Consider the following 25,868-nt stretch of genomic DNA (forward strand, 5'->3'; position numbering starts at 1 on the left):
GTCGTACGGGGCGCGAAGCCACGTCGTACCCAGGTAGTCCTCGGGTCGTACGCAGAGAGAACCGGTAGAGAGCCACATGGACCGCCTCGACAACACCATCCGCCCCTACGCCTGGGGTTCCACCACCGCCATCCCCAAGCTGCTCGGGGTGGAGCCGAGCGGTGAGCCGCAGGCGGAGATGTGGATGGGCGCGCACCCGGGCGCACCCTCGCGCACCGCGCGCGGGACCCTCGTCGAGGTCGTCGAGGCCGCTCCGGAGCGGGAGTTGGGCGAGAAGGCGGTCGCGAAGTTCGGCCCCAGGCTGCCCTTCCTGCTGAAGATCCTCGCCGCCGGCGCCCCGCTGTCCCTCCAGGTGCACCCCAACCTGGAGCAGGCGAAGGAGGGTTACGCCGACGAGGAGCGCAGGGGCATCCCGGTGGACGCCCCGCAGCGCAACTACAAGGACGCCAACCACAAGCCCGAACTGATCTGCGCGCTCACGGAGTTCGACGGCCTGTGCGGCTTCCGCGACCCGTTGGAGGCAGCCGAACTGCTCGCCGGCCTGGGTGTCGACTCCCTGAAGCCGTACGTCGACCTCCTGCACGCGCACCCCGAGGAGGCCGCCCTGCGCGAGGTCCTCACGGCGATCCTCACCGCCGACCCGGAGGAGATGCGCCACACGGTCACCGCGGCGGCGACCGCCTGCACCCGCCTCGGCGGCGACTACACCCCCTACGCCGACATCGCCCACCACTACCCGGGCGACCCCGGCGTCATCGCCGCGATGCTCCTCAACTACGTCCGACTCCAGCCCGGCGAGGCCCTGTTCCTCGGCGCCGGCATCCCGCACGCCTACCTCAACGGGCTCGGCGTCGAGATCATGGCCAACTCCGACAACGTCCTGCGCTGCGGCCTGACCCCCAAGCACGTCGACGTCCCCGAACTCCTGCGCGTCGTCCGCTTCGAGGCGAGCGACCCCGGAGTGCTGCGCCCCGAGGCGTCCCCGGACGGTGAGGAGGTCTACGAGACGCCCATCGAGGAGTTCCGGCTGTCCCGGTACGTCCTCCCGGCGGGCACAGGCGTCCACGACCTCACCCTCGACACCCCGCAGATCCTGCTCTGCACAGCCGGTGCGGTGACGGCGGGCGAGTTCGAACTCGCCCCCGGCCAGTCGGTCTTCGTCCCGGCCGGCGACAAGGCCGAGGTGTCCGGAGTCGGCACGGTCTTCCGGGCCACTGTGATCGTATGACCGGGGCTGTGGATACCTGACGAGTCGCCGCCGGGCAGGGCTGCAAGAATGGCCCACCGGCAAAGGGCGGGCAAAGACGGTCGGACGGCCCATCCGGGGGCAGACGTCCGACGTGGACGTCCGGCACAGACGTACGAAGGCGAAGGGACACCGCGAACACATGAGCGCGTCAGGCGGCACCAGGGCGATCGTGGCGGCACTCGGCGCCAACCTCGCGATCGCGGTATCGAAGTTCGTGGCGTTCGCCTTCAGCGGCTCGTCCTCGATGCTCGCCGAGGGCGTCCACTCCCTCGCCGACTCCGGCAACCAGGCCCTTCTGCTGATCGGCGGCAAGAAGGCCCAGCGCGAGGCCACCCCGCAGCACCCCTTCGGCTACGGCCGCGAGCGGTACATCTACGCCTTCCTCGTCTCGATCGTCCTCTTCTCGGTCGGCGGCATGTTCGCCGTCTACGAGGGCTACGAGAAGATCAAGCACCCTCACGAGATCGAGCACTGGTACTGGCCGGTGGGCGTCCTCGTCTTCGCGATCATCGCCGAGGGCTTCTCCTTCCGTACGGCCATCAAGGAGTCGAACGAACTGCGCGGCACGCACTCCTGGTCGCAGTTCATCCGCCGCGCCAAGGCCCCCGAGCTGCCGGTCGTCCTCCTGGAGGACTTCGGCGCGCTCATCGGCCTGGTCCTCGCCCTCGGCGGCGTCGGCCTGGCCCTGCTCACCGACGACGGCATCTGGGACGGCATCGGCACCCTCTGCATCGGCATCCTGCTCATCCTGATCGCCTTGGTCCTGGCCGCCGAGACCAAGTCGCTGCTGCTCGGTGAGTCCGCCGGCATCGAGGACGTCCAGAAGATCGAGGCCGCCATCGTCGACGGCCACACCGTCACCGGCATCATCCACATGCGCACCCTCCACCTCGGCCCCGAGGAACTGCTCGTCGCCGCCAAGATCGCCGTCCAGCACGACGACACGGCCGCCGAGGTCGCCACCGCGATCAACGCCGCCGAGTCCCGCATCCGCGAAGCGGTCCCGATCGCCCGCGTCATCTACCTCGAACCCGACATCTACAGCGAGTCCGAAGCCACCAAGGGCCCCGACCGCGAAGCCACCCCCGGAGGCCCGGCCCAGCACCCGGCGGCCGGGCACTGACTTCCCCGGCTCCTACGACGGGCTCTCCCCATCCGGCTACCCCTGCTGCACGGGCCACGGCGCCACCGGGGCCGCCCTCCGCCGCCGGACGGCGGACTCGGCCACCGTCCCGTCGTGATCGCTCGCGAAGAAACGCGAGTCCATCGCGTTCGCACGGTTGTCACCGAGCAGGAACAGCCGCCCCTTCGGGACCTTCACGTCGTACGTCTTGTGCACACCGTCGACATCGCCCAGCTCGACATACGGCTCCGACAGCGGCTTTCCGTTCACGGTGATCCGCGCGTCCGTGCCCGATCCAGCGCAGCACACCACCTCGTCGCCGCCCACCCCGACGACCCGCTGCATCACATTCCCCGAGAACCCGTACCGGTCCGGCGCCGAGAACAGCACCACATCACCGCGGCGCACCTCGCCACCGTCCACCTTCTCGAAGATGATCCCGTCACCCGCCTTGTACGTCGGCACCATGCTCTGGCTGCTGATGGTTGAACTCCCTACGAGTTCCGCGCGTACACGCAGGGAGCCGAGCGGCAGCACCACCCCCAACAGCCCCACCAGCACAGCCGCGACCCCCAGTCCCCGCCCCTTGCCCGGCATCGTTTCCCTCCCCACGCGGCACTTCCGCGGCGCAGAGGGTAGCGGGCGACTGTGAACAGACTGTGCAGGCCCGCGACCTGCCGCAGCCGCGGGCCTGCCACCGCTAACCGACCTCGCTCAGCACACCGAGCACCGCCGCCTCGTCACCGGCCGCCAACAGCCGCTTCCGGAACCCGGCATCCGTCAACTTCCGCGACAACAGCGCCAGAATCCGCAGATGCTCATCACCGGCCGCCGCCTCCGGTATGGCGATCATGAAGACCGGCCGGGCCTTCGTACCGTCCAGCGAGTCCCACTCGACCCCCTTCGCCGACCGCGCGAACCCGACGACCGGCGCACTCACCGCATCCGTCTTGGCATGCGGAATCGCGATCTCCTCCCCGAGCCCGGTCGTCCCCAACTCCTCCCGCCGCAACGCGGTCGCCACCAACTCCTCGACGTCCACGACCTTGCCGGTCCGCACCAACAGCCCGGCTACCTCACGGATCGCGGCCTCCTTGCCGACCGCGTTGAGGGGGACCTTCACGGTCTGCTCGGTGAGGCGGCCTGAGACATCCGCCGCCCGACTCAAAGACGCAAACATCCCTGATCGCCCGCATCCACCCCCTTCCCACCGACGTTCGTACGCACCCCGTCGACGCCCTCCCGGAAGCCCGATCCGACGCCGGGCGCCCGCTCGGTTCGGCTGGAACTGTCCGGAGCGGACTGGGGACCGCCGGTCCTACCGGTGTAACTTGGGACGGAGCCAGACGTCGCTGCTGATGGCGGTCGGGCGGTCCCACCGCGGACCGGCCGAGGGAGAGAGGGCCTCCGACGGACTGCGCTGCGCGCACGCGGGCATGCCTGTGTCCTCCTTGGGGCACCCCTGTGTCCGCCGCCGCGCAGACCAGCCGTACCCACCTCGCCCCAACCCCGAGGAGTACCTCGCAATGACGACTGTCGACAACCGACAGGACTTCAAGGTCGCCGATCTCTCCCTGGCCGAGTTCGGCCGCAAGGAGATCACCCTCGCCGAGCACGAGATGCCCGGCCTGATGTCGATCCGCCGGGAGTTCGCCGCCAGCCAGCCGCTGGCCGGCGCCCGCATCATGGGCTCGCTGCACATGACCGTGCAGACCGCCGTCCTCATCGAGACCCTGGTCGCCCTGGGCGCCGAGGTCCGCTGGGTGTCCTGCAACATCTTCTCCACCCAGGACCACGCGGCCGCCGCCATCGCCGTCGGCCCGAACGGCACGCCCGAGAACCCGCAGGGCATCCCGGTCTTCGCCTGGAAGGGCGAGACCCTGGAGGAGTACTGGTGGTGCACGGAGCAGGCGCTGACCTGGCCGAACACCCCCACCGGCGGCCCGAACATGATCCTGGACGACGGCGGCGACGCCACCATGCTCGTCCACAAGGGCGTCGAGTACGAGAAGGCCGGCAAGGTCCCCTCCCTCGACACCGCCGAGTCCGACGAGCACCGCGTCGTCCTCCAGGTCCTGCAGCGCACGATCAGCGACGGCTCGCAGAAGTGGACCCAGCTCGCCTCGGAGATCCGCGGCGTGACTGAGGAGACCACGACCGGCGTCCACCGTCTCTACGAGATGCACCGCGACGGCACCCTCCTGTTCCCGGCGATCAACGTCAACGACGCCGTCACCAAGTCGAAGTTCGACAACAAGTACGGCTGCCGCCACTCCCTGATCGACGGCATCAACCGCGCCACCGACGTCCTCATCGGCGGCAAGACCGCGGTCGTCTGCGGCTACGGCGACGTGGGCAAGGGCTGCGCGGAGTCCCTGCGCGGACAGGGCGCCCGCGTGATCATCACCGAGATCGACCCGATCTGCGCCCTGCAGGCGGCGATGGACGGCTACCAGGTCACGACGCTCGACGAGGTCGTCGACAAGGCCGACATCTTCGTCACCACGACCGGCAACAAGGACATCATCATGGCCGCGGACATGGCCAAGATGAAGCACCAGGCGATCGTCGGCAACATCGGCCACTTCGACAACGAGATCGACATGGCCGGCCTCGCGCAGATCCCGGGCATCGTCAAGGATGAGGTCAAGCCGCAGGTCCACACCTGGACGTTCCCCGACGGCAAGGTCCTCATCGTGCTGTCCGAGGGCCGCCTGCTGAATCTGGGCAACGCCACCGGCCACCCCTCGTTCGTGATGTCCAACTCCTTCGCGGACCAGACCCTGGCCCAGATCGAGTTGTTCACCAAGCCCGAGGAGTACCCGACCGACGTCTACGTGCTGCCCAAGCACCTCGACGAGAAGGTCGCCCGCCTCCACCTGGACGCGCTCGGCGTGAAGCTGACCACGCTCCGCCCCGAGCAGGCCGCCTACATCGGCGTAGAGGTCGAGGGCCCGTACAAGTCGGACCACTACCGCTACTGAGCCGACGACCCTGTCCGCTGTGACCGCGTCCGTGCACTGACGCGGTTCTCAGCGACAGGTCCTCAGCAGCAGATCCTCCGAGGCAGGCCCCCGCACCCCCGTGTCGGGGGCCTGCCCCTTTGGTTCCTTTGGCCGGACCGGCCCGTCAAGACCCAGGACCCCGATGCCCCGCGGCCGATATTCGCTCCACGATCCGCACGATCACACCCCCTTCGCAGACGAGCACTTCCAGTGCGCCCCCGGCCCCTCCGGCTGGCGCTACGTCTCCCAGCTCACCGCTCCCTCCGGCGATCACCACGGCTCTGTCGACCTCACCCTCGACGAACTCGGCCGTCCCATCCGGCTGGAACTCCACGCGGCGGGCTGGCAGGTGCGCGGCGCCGCCCTCGACGGCGTCACCTGGGTCCGCACCGACCCCACCGGCACCGATGCCTCCGAAGGCAATGTCCGCGCCCACGCCTTCACCGGCACCTCCCCCGCGTTCCTCATCGCCACCACCCGTCTCCTGCGCCTCACCCCTTCCTCCGCCGCGACCCGCGTCCGCCTCGTCACCTTCACGGACCCGGTCCTCGCCCCGCGCACCGTGGACCAGTCCTGGGCTCTGCTGAAAAGAGAAACACACGGCACTGACAACGGCCCTCTGACCGTGGACGAATACCAGGTCACAGCCCTGGACACGGGCGAGCAGCACGCCGTGCACATCGCCGGCGACGTCGTGCTCGCGGCCCCCGGCATCGAACTGGAGGAGCTGGAGTCGCCGCCGTCCGTCTTCGGCTGAGCAACGCCGTTCCCGGTCGGCCGACGGGGAGGGGATTCCGGTCCGGCCGGTGAGGGGGGCTCAGGCGGGCGGCGCGAATCCGGTGGAGGGCCGAGGCTCGGCGGGCGATGCCTTCTGCGGCGCTGGGGGCTGCGGGCCGGGCGTCGGTGGGACCGGATCGGCTCCCGTGCCGCCCGCGGTGGGCGAAGGGGGAGTGGCTGGGGCCGACCAGCCAACGGGAGCCGGCGCGGGAACAGAGCCGGAAGTCTGAGGAGGAGCCGAAGACTGCTGAGGAGCCGACGACGGCTGCAGCGCCGCGTTGCCGAAGGCGCCCGGCACACCGGTCCCAGGCCTGACCCCGCCTGCCGACGCGCTCCCGAACGCCTGAGACGGCGAATAGCCGCCTACCCCACGGTTCCCGAAGGCCCGCCGCATGTCCCTCTCCTGCCGCTCCTGCACCACTGCCGCCAGATATGCGGCCGGCGGAACACCTTGCGGCGCCGGGGCTCCCGTACGGGCGACGAGATCCGTGGCAAGCCGCTCGGCCATGGCCCAACCCACCTGCGGATCCAACTGCTGCATCCGCGTCAGGTATTGCCGGATGGCCAGCCACAACCCATCGGGAACGGCGGACAGATCAAGCTCGGCGAAACGTCCCGTCAGCCAGAGTGGCGGAGGCGGCACGAAGGACGTCTGTCCGGCAGGCACCCTTTCCCGTACGACCAAAGTGCCCGCGAACACATCCCCGAGTCGTCGACCACGCGCCGAAACGAGCGAGGCGATACAGGCGACGGTCCCGAACGTCATCAGGATCTCGACCACACCGATGGCACCCCGCACGAGGGCGTGCCGGAACCGGATCGGCCCGCCGTCGTCCCGTACCACGCGCAGCCCGAACGCCAGCTTCCCGAGCGAACGCCCATGACTCAGCGTCTCCACCGCTATGGGCGCGCCCACCAGAACCAGCACGAAGGCCGCGATCGACAGCGCGATCTGCGCCGCGTCGTCCAAAGAGGCCGTGGAGAACATCAGAGCCACGCTCACACCGATGTAAGCGGCCATGGCCACGATCAGATCGAGCAACACCGCCAGCGCCCTGCTGGGCAGCCTCGCGGGGCGCAACTCCAACGCCACCGCCTCGCCCGTCACCAGCTCACTCACGCCTGCCGCCCTTCCCCTGCCCTGCCCCTGGAACAGCCAGTCTGCCAAGCTGAGGGCACATCGCGCCCCAGTACGACAAGCTGATCCACGACCAGTAGTCGACGAGCAGCCGAGGAGCAGGCAACCAGATGGACCTCGACGTCTTCGTCTCGGCCCACCGAGCCGAGTGGGACCGCCTCGACGCGCTGCTCCGCCGCCAGCGTCGCCTCAACGGTGCCGAGGCCGACGAACTAGTCGCCCTCTACCAGCGAACGGCCACCCATCTCTCCCTGATCCAGTCCAGCGCCCCAGACCCCCAGCTCACCGGTCGGCTCAGTCAACTCGTGGCACGCGCGCGTAGTGCGGTGACAGGAACCCGTCGAGCCTCATGGCGTGATGTCACGCACTTCTTGGGGCACAGTTTTCCGGCCGCGGTCTACAGGGCACGCCACTGGTGGGTCCCCACCGCGCTGCTGTCGACGGTGGTCGCGATCCTCCTGGGCTGGTGGATAGGTACCCACCCCGAGGTGCAGTCCTCCATCGCGGCCCCAAGCGAACTGCGCCGGCTCACCCGCCCCGGGGGCGAGTACGAGACCTACTACTCCAGCCACCCGGCAGCCGCCTTCTCGGCGCAGGTCTGGACGAACAATGCCCAAGCCGCCGCGCTGTGCCTGGTCCTGGGAGTCTTCCTGGGCCTACCGGTCCTCTGGATCCTCTTCGAGAACATGCTCAACCTCGGGGTCGGCATCGGCCTGATGTCGTCGGCCGGCCGACTCGACACATTCCTTGGCCTGATCCTTCCGCACGGCTTGCTCGAACTGACGGCAGTCTTCGTAGCGGCGGGTACGGGCATGCGCCTCGGCTGGACCCTCATCGACCCCGGCCCACGCTCGCGCCGCACCGCCCTCGCCGAAGAGGGCCGAGCCGCCGTGGGCATGGCCATCGGCCTGGCCTTGGTCCTCTTCGTCTCCGGCGCCATCGAAGGCTTCGTCACCCCGTCTGGCCTCCCCACCTGGGCCCGCATCGGCATAGGCGTCATCGCCGAAGGCACCTTCCTGTCGTACGTCTACGTCCTGGGCGGTCGTGCCGTACGCGCCGGTGAGACAGGCGACGTCGAGGCATCCGAACGCAGCTCAACCGTCCCTACGGCTGCCTGATGTGCGGGCACTCCCGCTGAGCTGCTAGTCTCCTCTTCGCCCCAAAGGAGCCGTTGACACGGACCGGTCGGGGAGGTAGATTTGAACAGTTGCCTAGAACTGGATCTGGTCCGGTCGGCAGCAGCGAGTGTCTGTCTGCTTCTTGGAACTTTGATTCCGAAGAAGCCACACTCCCGATGAATCGGAAAAGAGCGGCCGGTAAGTCCGGCCCGGAACTTCTGATAAAGTCGGAGTCGCCGGAAAGGGAAACGCGGAAGCGGAAACCTGGAAAGCACCGAGGAAATCGGGACTGGAAACGGTCTGATAGAGTCGGAAACGCAAGACCGAAGGGAAAAGCCCGGAGGAAAGCCCGAGAGGGTGAGTACAAAGGAAGCGTCCGTTCCTTGAGAACTCAACAGCGTGCCAAAAATCAACGCCAGATATGTTGATACCCCGTCTGCCGGACATTGTTCCGGTGGCGAGGTTCCTTTGAAGAAAACATACAGCGAGGACGCTGTGAACGATCATCTTATTCCGGTGGTTGTTCCGCTCTCGTGTGTGTGCACCCGATTACGGGTAAACATTCACGGAGAGTTTGATCCTGGCTCAGGACGAACGCTGGCGGCGTGCTTAACACATGCAAGTCGAACGATGAACCACTTCGGTGGGGATTAGTGGCGAACGGGTGAGTAACACGTGGGCAATCTACCCTGCACTCTGGGACAAGCCCTGGAAACGGGGTCTAATACCGGATGATACTCCCGCACTCATGTGTGGGTGTTGAAAGCTCCGGCGGTGCAGGATGAGCCCGCGGCCTATCAGCTTGTTGGTGAGGTAATGGCTCACCAAGGCGACGACGGGTAGCCGGCCTGAGAGGGCGACCGGCCACACTGGGACTGAGACACGGCCCAGACTCCTACGGGAGGCAGCAGTGGGGAATATTGCACAATGGGCGAAAGCCTGATGCAGCGACGCCGCGTGAGGGATGACGGCCTTCGGGTTGTAAACCTCTTTCAGCAGGGAAGAAGCGCAAGTGACGGTACCTGCAGAAGAAGCGCCGGCTAACTACGTGCCAGCAGCCGCGGTAATACGTAGGGCGCAAGCGTTGTCCGGAATTATTGGGCGTAAAGAGCTCGTAGGCGGCTTGTCACGTCGGGTGTGAAAGCCCGGGGCTTAACCCCGGGTCTGCATTCGATACGGGCTAGCTAGAGTGTGGTAGGGGAGATCGGAATTCCTGGTGTAGCGGTGAAATGCGCAGATATCAGGAGGAACACCGGTGGCGAAGGCGGATCTCTGGGCCATTACTGACGCTGAGGAGCGAAAGCGTGGGGAGCGAACAGGATTAGATACCCTGGTAGTCCACGCCGTAAACGGTGGGAACTAGGTGTTGGCGACATTCCACGTCGTCGGTGCCGCAGCTAACGCATTAAGTTCCCCGCCTGGGGAGTACGGCCGCAAGGCTAAAACTCAAAGGAATTGACGGGGGCCCGCACAAGCAGCGGAGCATGTGGCTTAATTCGACGCAACGCGAAGAACCTTACCAAGGCTTGACATACACCGGAAAGCATTAGAGATAGTGCCCCCCTTGTGGTCGGTGTACAGGTGGTGCATGGCTGTCGTCAGCTCGTGTCGTGAGATGTTGGGTTAAGTCCCGCAACGAGCGCAACCCTTGTCCTGTGTTGCCAGCGTGCCCTTTGGGGTGACGGGGACTCACAGGAGACCGCCGGGGTCAACTCGGAGGAAGGTGGGGACGACGTCAAGTCATCATGCCCCTTATGTCTTGGGCTGCACACGTGCTACAATGGCCGGTACAATGAGCTGCGATACCGTGAGGTGGAGCGAATCTCAAAAAGCCGGTCTCAGTTCGGATTGGGGTCTGCAACTCGACCCCATGAAGTCGGAGTTGCTAGTAATCGCAGATCAGCATTGCTGCGGTGAATACGTTCCCGGGCCTTGTACACACCGCCCGTCACGTCACGAAAGTCGGTAACACCCGAAGCCGGTGGCCCAACCCCCTTGTGGGGAGGGAGCTGTCGAAGGTGGGACTGGCGATTGGGACGAAGTCGTAACAAGGTAGCCGTACCGGAAGGTGCGGCTGGATCACCTCCTTTCTAAGGAGCACTTCTTACCGATCCCTCCGGGGTGAGGTCAGAGGCCAGTACATCGGCGAATGTCCGGTGCTGGTTGCTCAAGGGTGGAACGTTGATTATTCGGCACTCGTGACTGTCTTCTCCTTCCAGTACTGCTCTTCGGAGCGTGGAACGTCGAGGGAAGCAGCAGGAGTGCCGGGCACGCTGTTGGGTGTCTGAGGGTACGGCCGTGAGGCCGCCTTCAGTGCCGGCCCCAGTGAACTCCGGTGCAGACCGGGGGTGATGGGTGGTTGGTCGTTGTTTGAGAACTGCACAGTGGACGCGAGCATCTGTGGCCAAGTTTTTAAGGGCGCACGGTGGATGCCTTGGCACCAGGAACCGATGAAGGACGTGGGAGGCCACGATAGTCCCCGGGGAGTCGTCAACCAGGCTTTGATCCGGGGGTTTCCGAATGGGGAAACCCGGCAGTCGTCATGGGCTGTCACCCACTGCTGAACACATAGGCAGTGTGGAGGGAACGCGGGGAAGTGAAACATCTCAGTACCCGCAGGAAGAGAAAACAACCGTGATTCCGGGAGTAGTGGCGAGCGAAACCGGATGAGGCCAAACCGTATGCGTGTGAGACCCGGCAGGGGTTGCGTATACGGGGTTGTGGGATCTCTCTTCTGTCGTCTGCCGGCGACAGGACGAGTCAGAAACCGTTGATGTAGGCGAAGGACATGCGAAAGGTCCGGCGTAGAGGGTAAGACCCCCGTAGCCGAAACATTGACGGCTCGTTTGAGAGACACCCAAGTAGCACGGGGCCCGAGAAATCCCGTGTGAATCTGGCGGGACCACCCGCTAAGCCTAAATATTCCCTGGTGACCGATAGCGGATAGTACCGTGAGGGAATGGTGAAAAGTACCGCGGGAGCGGAGTGAAATAGTACCTGAAACCGTGTGCCTACAAGCCGTGGGAGCGTCGCGCATCGAGTTTACTCGGTGCGTCGTGACTGCGTGCCTTTTGAAGAATGAGCCTGCGAGTTTGCGGTGTGTTGCGAGGTTAACCCGTGTGGGGAAGCCGTAGCGAAAGCGAGTCCGAACAGGGCGGTATAGTAGCGCGCTCAAGACCCGAAGCGGAGTGATCTAGCCATGGGCAGGTTGAAGCGGCTGTAAGAGGTCGTGGAGGACCGAACCCACCAGGGTTGAAAACCTGGGGGATGACCTGTGGTTAGGGGTGAAAGGCCAATCAAACTCCGTGATAGCTGGTTCTCCCCGAAATGCATTTAGGTGCAGCGTCGTGTGTTTCTTGCCGGAGGTAGAGCACTGGATAGGCGATGGGCCCTACCGGGTTACTGACCTTAGCCAAACTCCGAATGCCGGTAAGTGAGAGCGCGGCAGTGAGACTGTGGGGGATAAGCTCCATGGTCGAGAGGGAAACAGCCCAGAGCATCGACTAAGGCCCCTAAGCGTACGCTAAGTGGGAAAGGATGTGGAGTCGCAGAGACAACCAGGAGGTTGGCTTAGAAGCAGCCACCCTTGAAAGAGTGCGTAATAGCTCACTGGTCTAGTGATTCCGCGCCGACAATGTAGCGGGGCTCAAGCGTACCGCCGAAGTCGTGTCATTCCAGCAATAGCCCCAACGGGTGCTGGGATGGGTAGGGGAGCGTCGTGTGCCGGGTGAAGCCGCAGCGGAAGCTAGTGGTGGACGGTTCACGAGTGAGAATGCAGGCATGAGTAGCGATACACACGTGAGAAACGTGTGCGCCGATTGACTAAGGGTTCCTGGGTCAAGCTGATCTGCCCAGGGTAAGTCGGGACCTAAGGCGAGGCCGACAGGCGTAGTCGATGGATAACCGGTTGATATTCCGGTACCCGCTGTGAAGCGTCAAACATCGAGCCCGTTGATGCTAAGGCCGTGAAGCCGTTCCGGACCCTTCGGGGAAGGGAAAGTGGTGGAGCCGCCGGCCCAAGACGGTAGTAGGTGAGTGATGGGGTGACGCAGGAAGGTAGTCCAGCCCGGGCGGTGGTTGTCCCGGGGTAAGGGTGTAGCCCGTCATCCAGGCAAATCCGGATGACACGAGGGTGAGACCTGATGCCGAGCCGATTGTGGTGAAGTGGATGATCCTATGCTGTCGAGAAAAGCCTCTAGCGAGTTTCATGGCGGCCCGTACCCTAAACCGACTCAGGTGGTCAGGTAGAGAATACCGAGGCGTTCGGGTGAACTATGGTTAAGGAACTCGGCAAAATGCCCCCGTAACTTCGGGAGAAGGGGGGCCATCACCGGTGAGAGGACGTGCTCCTTGAGCTGGGGGTGGCCGCAGAGACCAGCGAGAAGCGACTGTTTACTAAAAACACAGGTCCGTGCGAAGCCGTAAGGCGATGTATACGGACTGACGCCTGCCCGGTGCTGGAACGTTAAGGGGACCGGTTAGTCCGACTTCGGTTGGGCGAAGCTGAGAACTTAAGCGCCAGTAAACGGCGGTGGTAACTATAACCATCCTAAGGTAGCGAAATTCCTTGTCGGGTAAGTTCCGACCTGCACGAATGGCGTAACGACTTCTCGACTGTCTCAACCATAGGCCCGGTGAAATTGCACTACGAGTAAAGATGCTCGTTTCGCGCAGCAGGACGGAAAGACCCCGGGACCTTTACTACAGTTTGATATTGGTGTTCGGTTCGGCTTGTGTAGGATAGCTGGGAGACTGTGAAGCTTGGACGCCAGTTCAGGTGGAGTCGTCGTTGAAATACCAGTCTGGTCGTGCTGGATGTCTAACCTGGGTCCGTGATCCGGATCAGGGACAGTGTCTGATGGGTAGTTTAACTGGGGCGGTTGCCTCCTAAAGAGTAACGGAGGCGCCCAAAGGTTCCCTCAGCCTGGTTGGCAATCAGGTGTTGAGTGTAAGTGCACAAGGGAGCTTGACTGTGAGACCGACGGGTCGAGCAGGGACGAAAGTCGGGACTAGTGATCCGGCGGTGGCTTGTGGAAGCGCCGTCGCTCAACGGATAAAAGGTACCCCGGGGATAACAGGCTGATCTTCCCCAAGAGTCCATATCGACGGGATGGTTTGGCACCTCGATGTCGGCTCGTCGCATCCTGGGGCTGGAGTCGGTCCCAAGGGTTGGGCTGTTCGCCCATTAAAGCGGTACGCGAGCTGGGTTTAGAACGTCGTGAGACAGTTCGGTCCCTATCCGCTGCGCGCGCAGGAACATTGAGAAGGGCTGTCCCTAGTACGAGAGGACCGGGACGGACGAACCTCTGGTGTGCCAGTTGTTCTGCCAAGGGCATGGCTGGTTGGCTACGTTCGGGAGGGATAACCGCTGAAAGCATCTAAGCGGGAAGCCTGCTTCGAGATGAGTGTTCCCACCCACTAGATGGGTTAAGGCTCCCAGTAGACGACTGGGTTGATAGGCCGGATCTGGAAGGCGGGTAACCGCTGGAGGTGACCGGTACTAATAGGCCGAGGGCTTGTCCTCAGTTGCTCGCGTCCACTGTGTTGGTTCTGAAACCACGAACAACCCCATGCCCATGGTCACGGGTGTGGTGCGGTTGATGTGTTTCATAGTGTTTCGGTGGTCATAGCGTGAGGGAAACGCCCGGTTACATTCCGAACCCGGAAGCTAAGCCTTACAGCGCCGATGGTACTGCAGGGGGGACCCTGTGGGAGAGTAGGACGCCGCCGAACAAATATTGCGAAAACCCCTGTACCGTTTATTCGGTACAGGGGTTTTCTGCGTTTAAGGGGTCCTGAAAAGGGTCTGCTTTTCAAGCAAACCCTGGATTACAGACGTCCCGCAGCCTTGAGAGCCAGATATGCGTCCGCCAGTGCCGGTGCGAGGTCGTCCGGTGTCGCGTCGACGATGGTGACGCCATGCCGGCGGAGTTTTTCCGCAGTGCGGTCGCGTTCGGTCTGGGCGCGTGCTGCGGCTGCCGCCTCGTAGACCGCCTCCGTGGTTCCACGGGCCGTAGCCATGCGCGCGATGTGCGAATCTGCTACGGACGCCACCAGAACCGTATGGCGCTGGGTGAGTTGGGCGAGTACGGGAAGCAGGCCCTCTTCGACGGGGGCCGCGTCGAGGCTTGTCAGCAGGACGATCAGGGAGCGGCGGGGTGCCGTGCGGATTGCGGTGGCGGCCAGGCCTCGGGCGTCTGTTTCGACGAGTTCCGGTTCGAGGGTCGCCATCGCGTTGACCAGTGAGGGGAGTACGTCGCGTGCTGTGCGGCCCTGGACGAGGGCGCGGACGCGGCGGTCGTAGGCGAGGAGGTCCACGCGGTCGCCGGCCCGGGATGCCAGGGCTGCCAGGAGCAGGGCGGCGTCCATGGAGGCGTCGAGGCGGGGGGCGTCGCCGACGCGGCCGGCCGAGGTGCGGCCGGTGTCGAGGACCAGGAGGATGTGACGGTCGCGTTCCGGGCGCCAGGTGCGTACCGCGACCGTCGTCTGGCGGGCGGTGGCGCGCCAGTCGATGGAGCGGGTGTCGTCGCCAGGGACGTATTCGCGCAGGCTGTCGAACTCCGTTCCTTCGCCACGGGTCAGCACGCTGGTGCGGCCGTCGAGTTCGCGCAGGCGGGCGAGCTTCGACGGGAGGTGCTTGCGGCTGGTGAACGGGGGCAGGACGCGTACTGCCCAGGGGACCATGTGGGTGCCCTGGCGGGTGAGGAGGCCGAGGGGGCCGTAGGAACGGATGGTCACTCGGTCTGCTTGGCGGTCGCCTCGGCGGGTGGGGCGTAGGCGGGTGGTGAGGCGGCGGCGTTCGCCGGGCGGGACTGTCAGGCGGTGGCGGGAGGCAGCGAATTCCGTGCCGGGGAGCCAGCTGCTGGGGGGCCAGGCGTCCCGGATGCGGGCTTGGAGCAGGCGGCGGGACGGGTTGGTGACGGTCAGGGTGACGTCGGCAGATTCGCCCAGGCGTACGGTGGCGTCGCCCGAACGGGTAAGGCTCAGGCGGCGTACGGGGGCGGCCAGGGCGAAGTCGCAGGCGCAGGCCACCGCCAGGGGGACGTTGACGGCCAGGATGCCTGTCCAGCTGGGTTCCCAGATGCCTACGGGGAGGGAGCCCAGGGCTGCGAGGAGGGCGGCGCGGCCGGTGAGGGCCATCAGCGGGGGACCGGGACGTGGGCGAGGATCGCGTTGATGACGGAGTCCGCTGTCACGCCCTCCATCTCGGCCTCGGGGCGCAGTTGTACGCGGTGGCGGAGGGCGGGGAGTGCCAGGGCCTTCACGTCGTCGGGGATGACGTAGTCGCGGCCTGTGAGCCAGGCCCATGCGCGCGAGGTGGCGAGGAGGGCGGTGGCGCCGCGCGGGGATACGCCGAGAGCGAGGGACGGCGATTCGCGGGTGGCCCGGCAGATGTCGACTACGTAGGCGGTGATTTCGGGGGAGATCGTTGTCTTGGCGACCGCCGCGCGGGCTGCTTCGAGGTCGGCCGCGCTTGCTACGGGGCGCAGGCCGGCGGCGTGCAGGTCGCGTGGGTTGAAGCCTTCGGCGTGGCGGGTGAGGACATCGATCTCGTCCTGGCGGGAGGGGAGAGGGATCGTCAGTTTGAGGAGGAAGCGGTCGAGTTGGGCCTCGGGGAGGGGGTACGTGCCCTCGTACTCGACGGGGTTCTGCGTCGCGGCGACCAGGAAGGGGTCGGGGAGGGGGCGCGGGGTGCCGTCGACCGTGACCTGGCGTTCCTCCATCGCTTCGAGGAGGGACGACTGGGTCTTCGGCGGGGTGCGGTTGATCTCGTCCGCGAGGAGGAGGTTGGTGAAGACCGGGCCGGGCTGGAAGCGGAACTCGGCGGAGCGGGTGTCGTAGACCAGGGAGCCGGTGACGTCGCTGGGCATCAGGTCCGGGGTGAACTGGATGCGCTTGGTGTCGAGTTCGAGTGCGGATGCGAGGGCTCGGACGAGCAACGTTTTGGCGACTCCGGGGACTCCTTCAAGTAGAACGTGTCCGCGGCAGAGGAGGGCGACGACGAGGCCGGTCACGGCGGGGTCCTGGCCGACCACGGCTTTGGCGATCTCGGCGCGCAGGGATTCGAGGGAGGCTCGGGCGGCGCCCGGATTCCCCGCAGGCCCGGCGTTGTCAGTGGTCGGGTCCATCATGGACGGCGTACCTCTCTTTCGAGGGCGTCGAGTTGGTCGGCGAGTGCGATGAGGGCCGCGTCGTCGCTGGGCGGCGGGCCGAAGAGGAGGGCGTGCAGGGTCTGTCCGTCGCCGTGGAGGTGCGCGGAGAGCGCGGGGAGCAGGGCTTCGGGCGCGTGCGCCTGGGAGACGGGGACGCCTACGAGGGGGGCGAGGCGAGTGCGGGTGGTGGAGCGCAGAGAGGTGGCCGCGCGGTCGCGGGCGTTGGCCTTGCGGTAGAGGCGGGCGCGGCCTTCGACGGTTTCGGAGGCGCGGATCGCCACGGGGAGTCTTTCGGGCACCAGGGGGCCGAGTCGGCGTGCCCGCCACAGGGCGGCCAGGGCTGCGGCGATGAACAGCTGCAGGGTGCCCCAGAGCCAGCCCGAGGGGAGCAGGTCGAAGAAGCTCTGGCTGCCGGAGTCGGTGGCCGAGGTGTCGGACAACGAGGGGAGGTACCAGACCAGATGGGGGCGCGAGCCGAGGAGTTGGAGGGCGAGCGAGGCGTTGCCCTGCTTGTCGAGACGCTTGTTGAAGAGGATGTCGGGTGCGCCGATGACGACGGTGTCGCCGCCCCCAGACGTGTCCGGGAGCCGGAGCAGGGTCGGCCGGCCGTCGCTGGGGTAGCACTCGTCGGCGTCGGTGGCCGTCGTCGTGTACCGGTAGTCACCGGTTTCCGCGTCGCCCGCGCGCTGGGCGGCGGGCATCGAGCAGTCGGGGGAGAGCGGCGAGTCGAAGCTGGGCCCGGAGTCCACGGTGACCTTGGGGGCGAGCCGGTTCAGGGACGGGGCGCCGGGGGCGACGAGGACCGTACGGCTGCCGGAGTTCGCGAACGCCGCGTGCAGGCCGGCCTGTTGATGCTTGGTCAGCAGGTCCGGGACGGCGACGAGCAGGGTGGTGTCCGGGCCGGCCGCGGCGCGGGCCTGGGCCAGGGTCGAGACCACGCGCGTGGACACGCCCCGGTCGCCGAGGAGTTCGGCGACGGCGCGGCTGCCGTAGGGGTCGGCGGAGCGCGGGTCGAGGTCGCCGTGCCGGGCGTCGGAGCGGATCGCGGCGATCGCGACGGCGGCTGCCATGAGGAGCACGAGCGCGAGGACGATGCCGCGCGCGCGGGTCCACACCTGGCGGACGGTGGGCGAGGCCGAGGTGGCGGGAAACGTGGCCTCCGTGGTCATTCGGTGGCCCCCTGGCTGGTGTGGTGGGCCGTGCTGTGGGCGCTGCTCGTGAGGACGGACCTGGTCCGTTCCAGGCCGTGGTCGAGTTCGGCGATGCGGCGGTACGACTGCTCGCTCGCGCCGCGTCCGCCGTACGTCACGTCGTCGAAGTGTCCGGCGGCGGCGCGCAGTTCGTCCGTGTGCGACGGGAGTGCGCGGCCGGCTTCGGCCACCGCCTCGTCGGCGGTGCGGCCGGGGCGGACATCGAGCAGGGCGCGTTCCTCCAGGGAGCGGACGATGGCACGCATGCGTTCCTGCACAGCGGGGTTCCAGTGTCCCTGCGCGGCGTGTGCCTCGGCGGCCGAGCGGTGTTCGGCGGCGCTTCGGGGCCGGTCGTCGAACAGGGCGGCGGTGGAGGCGGGTTCGCGGCGCGGGGTGCCGAGGCGCCACCACAGGGCGGCCACAACCGCGAGGACGACCAGGATGACGACGATCAGGCCGAGCGTTCCGCCGGGTGTCGCCTCCGATGCCCTGCTGAACAGTTTGTCGACCCAGCGCGAGATGGCGTCCAGGGCTCGTTGCACCAGGCTGGGGTCGTTCTCGTGGTACATCTGCTTGGACAGTTCACGCCGGGCCGCCTCCCGCGCGGGGTCGCGCGGGATCGTCACCGGCGGCTCGTCCCCCGAAAGGGCCGACGACCGTACGACCGTGCCGTGGGCGCGCAGCAGTGCCCTCGTGGCCGATTCGACGGTGTGCGGCAGCGCCGCGGGCACCGCTGTGAGAACTCCCCCCGCCAGGCTCACCGCATCAGCTCCCCGGGGTGGGGCCGGGGGCGGCGGTGCCGTAGTCCTGGACGCCGGCGGCACGGGCCAGGTCGAGGTCGAGGGCCTCGCGACGGATGCGCTGGTCGATGTACAGGAGCACGGTGACGCCCGCCGTGATCGGGAACGAGATCATGCGGCCGATCACCGCGCCGAGGCCGCTGATGATGAGGTACGTCCAGCCGACGTCGCCGGTGCCGTTGACGAGGCCGCTGAGGCCGTCGCCGCTCAGCAGTCCGGCGATGAAGGCGAACGGGATCACGAGGATGGACGACAGGATGCTCGCGATGATCTGGGCGAGCAGCTGGATGCCGAAGATCCGCCACCAGGAGCCGCGCACCAGCTTCGCGGAGCGGCTCATCGACTTCACGATGCCCTGCTTCTCCAGCATCAGCGCGGGCGAGGCCAGGGAGAAGCGGATCGCCAGCCAGAGGGTGACGACGCAGCCGGCGAGGCCACCGATGACGGCGAGTGCGATGCCCCCGTCCTGGGATCCCGTGACGGCCACGATGATGCCGGGCACGGTGGGGATGCCGATCAGGGCGATGGCCATGAGGATCAGCAGGCAGATCAGGCCGAACAGCTTGAGCACCTGGGGGCGGGCGTCACGCCAGGCTTCCGTGGCGGTGACCGGCTTGCCGAGGACGGCGCGGCTGGTGACGGCCGTGAGCAGGGCGGTGGCGATCACCGTGCCGATGAGGGCGACCAAGTAGACGACGCCGGTGCTGAGGAAGGCCTCGCTCATCGCGCGGGTGACTTCGGAGGCGCTGGCGTTCGGGTCGTCGAGGGCGCTGGTGCTGCTGAGGTCGCTGAAGGCGAAGCCCTGGACGAGGACGACGATGGTCTGCATGACGACCGCGACGGTGAGCGAGATGCCCAGGACCGTGCGCCAGTAGGTGCGCATGGTGGAGACGGCGCCGTCGAGGATCTCGCCGACGCCGAGCGGGCGGAGCGGGATCACACCGGGCTTGGCCGCGGGCGGGGGACCGCCCCAGCCGGCTCCCCAGCCGGGAGCGCCGTAGCCGCCGGGCCCGCCGTATCCCCCAGCGCCTCCGGGGCCCGCCGGGCCGCCGGGGTGGCCTCCGCCCCAGCCCGGGCCGGGTGGTGGGGGCGGTGGCTGGCCCGGGCCCGGGGCGCCGGTGGGCGCGGACCACTGGGCGGGTGGCGGCTGCTCCTTGGACCACTGAGGGCCGGTGCCCGACGGGTCCGTGCCGGGCTGGTCCGCGGGCTGTGCGGGGCCGGAGCTGTCGGTCGGCTCGGCGGGACCGGAGGCGCCGGGCTCGGGCCCGTCGGGTGGGGCGGATCCGGGCGAGGCCCAGCCCGGAGTGTCGTTCATCGTCGCTCCTTCACGGTGCCCGTCCGCGGGCGCGGCGGCAGGTTGGCAGCCATCGTGCCATGGGGTGGTCGACCGGTGACCGGCCGCGGTATGGGCTGCACACCTTCAATTGTCCGCCGGATACGGGGCAGACTGACCGCATGGCTGATCAGTACGCGCAATCCGGCGAGGACGGCCGGCCGACCGAGATACCCGCGATCCGCTGGGACGAGCCCCCCGAGGGGCCCGTACTGGTCCTGCTCGACCAGACGAGACTGCCGGCCGAGGAGGTCGAGCTGGTGTGCACGGACGCCTCCGCGCTGGTGGACGCGATCCGCTCGCTGGCGGTGCGCGGGGCGCCGCTGCTCGGCATCGCGGGGGCGTACGGCGTCGCGCTCGCCGCCGCGCGGGGCTTCGACGTGGACGAGGCCGCGATCGCGCTGGCGGGCGCCCGGCCCACCGCGGTGAACCTCTCCGTCGGCGTGCGCAGGGCCCAGGCGGCACACCGTAACGCGGTGGCCAAGGGGGGTGATCCCGAGCAGGCGGCCGGGGCCGCGCTGGCGGCGGCGCGGCGGTTGCACCGGGAAGACGCCGAGGCCAGCGCACGGATGGCCGCACACGGGCTGGCCCTGCTGGACGAGCTGTTGCCCGGCGGCGGGCACCGGATTCTGACGCACTGCAACACCGGAGCGCTGGTGTCGGGCGGAGAGGGCACGGCCTTCGCGGTGGCGCTCGCGGCGCACCGGGACGGGCGGCTGCGGCGGCTCTGGGTGGACGAAACGCGTCCATTGCTGCAAGGTGCTCGCCTGACGGCTTATGAGGCGGCACGCAATGGAATGGCGTACACCTTGCTCACGGACAACGCGGCGGGCTCCTTGTTCGCGGCCGGGGAGGTGGATGCGGTGCTGATCGGGGCGGACCGGATCGCCGCCGACGGTTCGGTGGCGAACAAGGTGGGGAGCTATCCGCTCGCCGTGCTCGCCCGGTACCACCATGTGCCGTTCATCGTGGTGGCGCCGGTGACGACGGTGGACCCGGACACGCCGGACGGGGCGTCCATCGAGGTGGAACAGCGCCCGGGTTTTGAGGTGACCGAGGTCACAGCACCCCAGGTGCCGGTGACGGGAGCGGGAGGCGGGATTCCGGTGGCACCCCTGGGGACCCAGGCGTACAACCCGGCGTTCGATGTGACGCCTCCAGAGCTGGTGACGGCGATCGTCACCGAAGAAGGCGCTGTTTCGCCTGTGACGGCGGAGGCGCTGGCAGAGCTGTGTGACAGGTCACGACAGGTAACGATTTAGTTAATGGGATGATGTCGTTTATGAAGGGACGAGTCCTTGTCGTCGATGACGACACCGCACTGGCCGAGATGCTCGGCATTGTGTTGCGTGGTGAAGGTTTTGAGCCGTCTTTCGTAGCCGACGGCGACAAGGCGCTGGCCGCTTTCCGTGAGAGCAAGCCCGACCTGGTGCTCCTGGACCTGATGCTGCCCGGACGGGACGGTATCGAGGTGTGCCGCCTGATCAGGGCGGAGTCCGGGGTGCCGATCGTGATGCTCACGGCGAAGAGCGACACCGTCGATGTCGTGGTGGGCCTGGAGTCGGGCGCCGACGACTACATCGTGAAGCCGTTCAAGCCGAAGGAGCTGGTCGCCCGGATCCGGGCGCGGCTGCGGAGGTCCGAGGAGCCGGCGCCCGAGCAGCTCGCCATAGGCGATCTGGTCATCGATGTGGCCGGTCACTCCGTGAAGCGCGACGGGCAGTCGATCGCGCTGACGCCGCTGGAGTTCGACCTGCTGGTCGCGCTGGCCCGTAAACCGTGGCAGGTGTTCACGCGTGAGGTGCTCCTGGAGCAGGTCTGGGGCTACCGGCACGCGGCGGACACCCGTCTGGTCAACGTGCATGTCCAGCGGCTGCGTTCCAAGGTCGAGAAGGACCCGGAGCGGCCGGAGATCGTGGTGACCGTCCGTGGCGTCGGTTACAAGGCGGGACCGAGCTGACATGTCCAGGGACAGTGCCGCTTCGGCACCCGGGGGGACCGGGGCCCGCCCGAGGCGGCCTGTCGGCCGGACGGCGGCGGGCTCCCGCTGGGCACGCCTGTTGGAGGGCGGGCTGCTGCAGGGCGGGGTCCACGGTAGCCCGGTCCTCCGCCTGTTCATGCGCTGGGTGCGCCGGCCGCTGTTGCCGGTCATGCGGCTGTGGCGGCGCAACATCCAGCTCAAGGTCGTCGTCACCACCCTGCTGATGTCGCTGGGCGTCGTCCTGCTGCTCGGCTTCGTCGTCATCGGACAGGTGCGCAACGGCCTGCTGGACGCCAAGGTGAAGGCCTCGCAGAGCCAGGCCACGGGTGGGTTCGCCGTGGCCAAGCAGCGGGCCGACGAGGCGGCCAGCGGGACCGCGGACGACGGCTCCGCGACCGACGGCAACTCCACACAGAACGTCATCTCCTGGATGAGCGACCTCGTGTCGTCGCTGTCCAGCGGCGGTCAGGGAGCCTTCGACGTGGTGACGCTGCCGGCGGGCGCGGACAGCGGCGGCGGTCGCAGTCCGCGCGGTTCCGGGTACGTCGACCCGTCCGCCAGCGTGCCCGAGGACCTGCGCGCCCGCGTCAACGACAACACGTCGGCGGCCCAGAGCTACACCCGGATCATCTACAGCAACGGCAAGGAGTCCCAGCCCGCGCTGGTCGTCGGCAAGCAGGTCAACGACCCGAACAACAACCCGTACCAGCTGTACTACCTCTTCCCGCTCACCCAGGAGGAGAAGTCGCTCAGCCTGGTCAAGGGGACACTCGCGACGGCCGGGCTCTTCGTCGTCGTACTTCTCGGGGCCATTGCCTGGCTCGTGGTGCGGCAGGTCGTCACGCCGGTGCGGATGGCCGCCGGAATCGCCGAGCGGCTGTCCGCCGGGCGCCTCCAGGAGCGGATGAAGGTCACCGGTGAGGACGACATCGCGCGGCTCGGCGAGGCCTTCAACAAGATGGCGCAGAACCTCCAGCTGAAGATCCAGCAGCTGGAGGACCTGTCGCGGATGCAGCGCCGGTTCGTGTCCGACGTGTCGCACGAGCTGCGGACGCCGCTGACGACCGTACGCATGGCGGCCGATGTCATCCATGACGCGCGCGTGGACTTCGATCCGATGACCGCGCGGTCGGCCGAACTGCTGGCCGACCAGCTGGACCGGTTCGAGACGCTGCTCGCCGACCTGCTGGAGATCAGCCGCTTCGACGCGGGAGCGGCGGCCCTGGAGGCCGAGGCGATAGACCTCAGGGAGGTCGTACGGCGGGTCATCAGTGGGGCCGAGCCGCTCGCCGAGCGCAAGGGCACGCAGATACGCGTCGTCGGCGACCAGCAGCCCGTGGTCGCCGAGGCCGATGCCCGGCGGGTGGAGCGGGTGCTGCGCAATCTCGTCGTCAACGCCGTGGAGCACGGTGAGGGCAAGGACGTCACAGTCAAACTCGCCACGGCGGGCGGGGCGGTCGCCATCGCGGTGCGCGACTACGGGGTGGGGCTCAAGCCCGGCGAGGCGACCCGGGTGTTCAGCCGCTTCTGGCGGGCGGACCCGGCACGCGCGCGTACCACCGGTGGTACGGGGCTGGGGCTGTCCATCGCCCTGGAGGACGCGCGGCTGCATGGCGGCTGGCTGCAGGCGTGGGGTGAGCCGGGCGGTGGTTCGCAGTTCCGGCTGACGCTGCCGAGGACCGCCGACGAACCGCTGCGGGGCTCGCCGATACCCCTGGAGCCCAAGGACTCACGCCGTAATCGTGGACTTAATGACGCCGGTCTGCCGAGCGGGGGTGGGGACAAGCGCGCGACGGTCCCGGTGCAGCCGATGGGTGACCAGGGACCGCCGATACCCGCGCGGACCCCGATCGCCCCGAGGCTGACCGCCACGACCGCGACAGCCGACCCGACGGCGCTGCCCGGCAACGGCGCCCGCGTGGTGCCCCGGCCGACCGGCGGCACACGGCGCCAGGAGGACCGGCCGACCGCGGACGCGCCTCGGAGCGACACCGGGCGCGGTACGGACCCGGGCGTCGTACCGGAGGAATCGAACAAGCAGGGGGAGGCATCTCGTGGGCGCTGACCGCGACGGGGGCGCCCGGCGAAAGCCGGCACGCGCGGCGGCTTACGTCGCGTGTGCCGTCGTAGTGCTGGCGGGATGTGCCTCGATGCCGGACAGCGGGGACCTCCGGGGTGTCGAGTCGACGCCGCGGCAGGACACCCAGGTGCGGGTTTTCGCGATGCCTCCCCGGGAGGACGCGACGCAGGCGGAGATCGTGCAGGGCTTCCTGGAGGCGCTGACCAGCGACGATCCGAACTACAAGACGGCACGCCTGTACCTGACCGCCAAGGCGGCGCGGAACTGGCAGCCGGAGGCGTCCACCACGGTGCTCGCCGACGGGCCGAGCACGGAGGTCGTCCATCCCCCCGGGGGCCGGGAGGACAGTGACGCCTTCACGTACGCGCTGACCGGTGACCGGGTCGCCACGGTGGACTCGCAGCAGGCGTACTCGCCGGCGGACGGGCAGTACAGCCAGCGGGTGCACCTGGAGAGGGACGCGAAGAGCGGGCAGTGGCGCATCGACGGGCTGCCCCAGGGCGTCGTCATGGGCAGCTCGGACTTCCAGCGCAACTACATGTCGGTCAACAAGTACTACTTCGCGTCGAACACGACAGCTGGGACGACCTCGCAGCCGATCGCCGTGGCGGACCCCGTGTTCGTACGGCGGCGGGTGGACCCCATGACGCAGATGGTGCGTTCGCTACTCGACGGGCCCACCAGCTGGCTCGGGCCCGTGGTCAGGTCGAGCTTCCCCACCGGGACGGCTCTGCGCAAGGGGGTCACTTCGCTGACCCCCGACGACCAGAACAAGCTGACCGTCCCGTTGAACCAGAAAGCCTCGCGGGTAGGGCTGACCCGGTGCAACGAGATGGCGACCCAGATCCTCTACACGCTTCAGACCATGACCCCCACGGTGGACGAGGTCGAGCTGCAGGCCGCCAACGGCGCACAGCTGTGCGTGTACTCCGAGAACAACGCGGAGTCCCTCGTGACACGCGGCCCCGTGAACCACCCCGTGTACCTGTACTTCCTCGACGACAAGCACCGGGTGGTGCGGATACCCGGCGGGAGCAGGGGCACGCACACCGAGGCGGTGCCGGGTGCGCTGGGTGAGGGCACCAAGCCGCTGGGATCGGTGGCGGTGTCGCGCGACGAGGAGAGCGGGGCCGGGGTCGGTCTCGACGGGAAGTCGCTCTACGTCGGGTCGATGGTGTCGGGCGCGTCGCTCGGGGACCCCGTGCTGACCAGCCAGGGCAAGACGGCGGCCGACCGGCTGACGGCTCCCAGCTGGGATGTGCAGGGCGACCTCTGGGTGGCCGACCGGGACCCGAAGAACCCCCGGCTGCTCCTGCTGCAGAAGGGCGCCGGCCAGCCGATCGCGGTCGACACCCTGGGGCTGGACGGCCGGATCGAGTCAGTTCGGGTGGCGGCCGACGGGGTGCGGATCGCGCTCGTTGTGGAGAAGGACGGCAAGCGGTCCCTGCTGGTCGGGCGGATCCAGCGGAGCGGCGCGACCGGGGAGCAGCCGGTGGTCTCGGTCCTCGAACTGCGTTCCGCGACCCCGGACCTGGAGGAGATCACGGCCATGTCGTGGGCCGGGGACAGCCGGCTCGTGGTGGTCGGGCGCGCGAAGGGCGGCGTGCAGCAGATGCGGTACGTCCAGGTCGACGGCTCCACTCCGGAGGGCCCGGCACCCACGGCCCTGACCGGCGTGAAGGAGATCGCCGCGTCCGACGACGACAAGCTGCCGCTGGTGGCCTACTCGGAGGACGGGATCGTACGGCTGCCCACCGGGGCGCAGTGGCAGAAGGTGGTCAAGACGGGGTCGGCGCCGGTTTACCCGGGGTGAGGACGATCGCTGGTCCAACCGGGTTGAGATGCTTGCCGGTTGACCTGGGGTGAAGCAGTGAGGAGCGGCCGTCTCCGGTCGGGCTGAGGCTCGGCGGGAGACGGCCGT

16 protein-coding genes, 3 rRNA genes and 1 pseudogene are annotated in these 25,868 nt (G+C 67.7%); 12 read left to right on the forward strand and 8 right to left on the reverse strand.

All coding sequences use genetic code 11. From position 1 onward, the window contains the following. Positions 1–76 precede the first annotated feature (76 nt). Positions 77–1,228: a mannose-6-phosphate isomerase, class I gene (manA, locus tag OH768_RS31645; protein ID WP_406459242.1), complete on the forward strand. Its 1,152-nt coding sequence runs from the start codon at positions 77–79 to the stop codon at positions 1,226–1,228. A gap of 160 nt (positions 1,229–1,388) precedes the next feature. Beyond that, a complete protein-coding gene (locus OH768_RS31650) occupies positions 1,389–2,372 on the forward strand; it encodes a cation diffusion facilitator family transporter (RefSeq protein ID WP_406459244.1) in 984 nt (327 codons plus the stop codon). Between the two features lie 36 nt (positions 2,373–2,408). On the opposite strand, the gene lepB is transcribed toward OH768_RS31650, so the two are convergent. Further along, positions 2,409–2,969 carry a signal peptidase I gene (lepB, locus tag OH768_RS31655; RefSeq protein ID WP_406459246.1) on the reverse strand — a complete coding sequence of 187 codons (561 nt, stop codon included), beginning with the start codon at positions 2,967–2,969 and terminating at the stop codon, positions 2,409–2,411. Positions 2,970–3,072: 103 nt separating this feature from the next. Then, a pseudogene (locus OH768_RS31660) lies at positions 3,073–3,522 on the reverse strand (PTS sugar transporter subunit IIA); the annotation flags it as partial. Between the two features lie 376 nt (positions 3,523–3,898). Between OH768_RS31660 and ahcY the strand changes: the two are divergent. Beyond that, entirely contained in the window at positions 3,899–5,356 is a 1,458-nt protein-coding gene (gene ahcY, locus OH768_RS31665; RefSeq protein WP_406459248.1) for an adenosylhomocysteinase, read from the forward strand. Between the two features lie 163 nt (positions 5,357–5,519). Continuing rightward, a complete protein-coding gene (locus OH768_RS31670; protein ID WP_406459250.1) occupies positions 5,520–6,134 on the forward strand; it encodes a hypothetical protein in 615 nt (204 codons plus the stop codon). Between the two features lie 60 nt (positions 6,135–6,194). On the opposite strand, the gene OH768_RS31675 is transcribed toward OH768_RS31670, so the two are convergent. After that, positions 6,195–7,274: an RDD family protein gene (locus OH768_RS31675; protein WP_406459252.1), complete on the reverse strand. Its 1,080-nt coding sequence runs from the start codon at positions 7,272–7,274 to the stop codon at positions 6,195–6,197. A gap of 128 nt (positions 7,275–7,402) precedes the next feature. On the opposite strand from OH768_RS31675, the gene OH768_RS31680 reads away from it, so the two are divergent. The 4 genes from OH768_RS31680 to rrf all read left to right on the forward strand — a co-directional run bounded on the left by OH768_RS31680 (position 7,403) and on the right by rrf (position 14,143). Beyond that, a complete protein-coding gene (locus OH768_RS31680; protein ID WP_406459254.1) occupies positions 7,403–8,410 on the forward strand; it encodes a stage II sporulation protein M in 1,008 nt (335 codons plus the stop codon). 562 nt (positions 8,411–8,972) lie between these two features. Further along, positions 8,973–10,500: ribosomal RNA gene (locus OH768_RS31685) — 16S ribosomal RNA — on the forward strand. Between the two features lie 312 nt (positions 10,501–10,812). After that, a 23S ribosomal RNA gene (locus OH768_RS31690) occupies positions 10,813–13,934 on the forward strand. A 92-nt stretch (positions 13,935–14,026) separates the two neighbouring features. Then, positions 14,027–14,143 (forward strand): 5S ribosomal RNA (rrf, locus tag OH768_RS31695). Together the 16S, 23S and 5S rRNA genes form the textbook arrangement of a ribosomal RNA operon. Positions 14,144–14,239: 96 nt before the next feature. Here the strand turns inward: rrf and OH768_RS31700 are convergent. From OH768_RS31700 to OH768_RS31720, 5 genes are read right to left on the reverse strand one after another with little or no spacing between them, the layout of a single operon-like run. Continuing rightward, on the reverse strand, positions 14,240–15,550 hold the full coding sequence (locus tag OH768_RS31700) for a DUF58 domain-containing protein (RefSeq protein WP_406459256.1): 1,311 nt from the start codon (positions 15,548–15,550) through the stop codon (positions 14,240–14,242). Next, on the reverse strand, positions 15,550–16,542 hold the full coding sequence (locus tag OH768_RS31705) for an AAA family ATPase (RefSeq protein WP_406459258.1): 993 nt from the start codon (positions 16,540–16,542) through the stop codon (positions 15,550–15,552). The genes OH768_RS31700 and OH768_RS31705 overlap by 1 nt, the downstream gene beginning before the upstream one ends. Then, positions 16,539–17,732, reverse strand: a complete 1,194-nt coding sequence (locus OH768_RS31710) for a DUF4350 domain-containing protein (protein ID WP_406459260.1) — start codon at positions 17,730–17,732, stop codon at positions 16,539–16,541. The genes OH768_RS31705 and OH768_RS31710 overlap by 4 nt, the downstream gene beginning before the upstream one ends. Continuing rightward, positions 17,729–18,514, reverse strand: coding sequence for a DUF4129 domain-containing protein (locus tag OH768_RS31715; RefSeq protein WP_406459262.1), 786 nt, complete (start codon positions 18,512–18,514; stop codon positions 17,729–17,731). The genes OH768_RS31710 and OH768_RS31715 overlap by 4 nt, the downstream gene beginning before the upstream one ends. A gap of 4 nt (positions 18,515–18,518) precedes the next feature. Next, positions 18,519–19,868 carry a hypothetical protein gene (locus OH768_RS31720; RefSeq protein WP_406459264.1) on the reverse strand — a complete coding sequence of 450 codons (1,350 nt, stop codon included), beginning with the start codon at positions 19,866–19,868 and terminating at the stop codon, positions 18,519–18,521. 140 nt (positions 19,869–20,008) lie between these two features. Here OH768_RS31720 and mtnA point away from each other — a divergent pair, with 140 nt between their 5' ends. The 4 genes from mtnA to OH768_RS31740 are packed head-to-tail and all read left to right on the forward strand — an operon-like array spanning position 20,009 to position 25,760. Further along, positions 20,009–21,148 carry an S-methyl-5-thioribose-1-phosphate isomerase gene (gene mtnA, locus OH768_RS31725; RefSeq protein WP_406459266.1) on the forward strand — a complete coding sequence of 380 codons (1,140 nt, stop codon included), beginning with the start codon at positions 20,009–20,011 and terminating at the stop codon, positions 21,146–21,148. 8 nt (positions 21,149–21,156) lie between these two features. Further along, positions 21,157–21,846 carry a two-component system response regulator MtrA gene (mtrA, locus tag OH768_RS31730; RefSeq protein WP_187284748.1) on the forward strand — a complete coding sequence of 230 codons (690 nt, stop codon included), beginning with the start codon at positions 21,157–21,159 and terminating at the stop codon, positions 21,844–21,846. A gap of 1 nt (position 21,847) precedes the next feature. Continuing rightward, a complete protein-coding gene (gene mtrB, locus OH768_RS31735; RefSeq protein ID WP_406459268.1) occupies positions 21,848–23,932 on the forward strand; it encodes an MtrAB system histidine kinase MtrB in 2,085 nt (694 codons plus the stop codon). Beyond that, positions 23,922–25,760, forward strand: coding sequence for an LpqB family beta-propeller domain-containing protein (locus tag OH768_RS31740; protein WP_406459270.1), 1,839 nt, complete (start codon positions 23,922–23,924; stop codon positions 25,758–25,760). Before mtrB ends, OH768_RS31740 begins: the two co-directional genes overlap by 11 nt. Positions 25,761–25,868 lie beyond the last annotated feature (108 nt).

It is taken from the genome of Streptomyces sp. NBC_01622 (genome assembly GCF_045209635.1).
Lineage (GTDB): Bacteria > Actinomycetota > Actinomycetes > Streptomycetales > Streptomycetaceae > Streptomyces.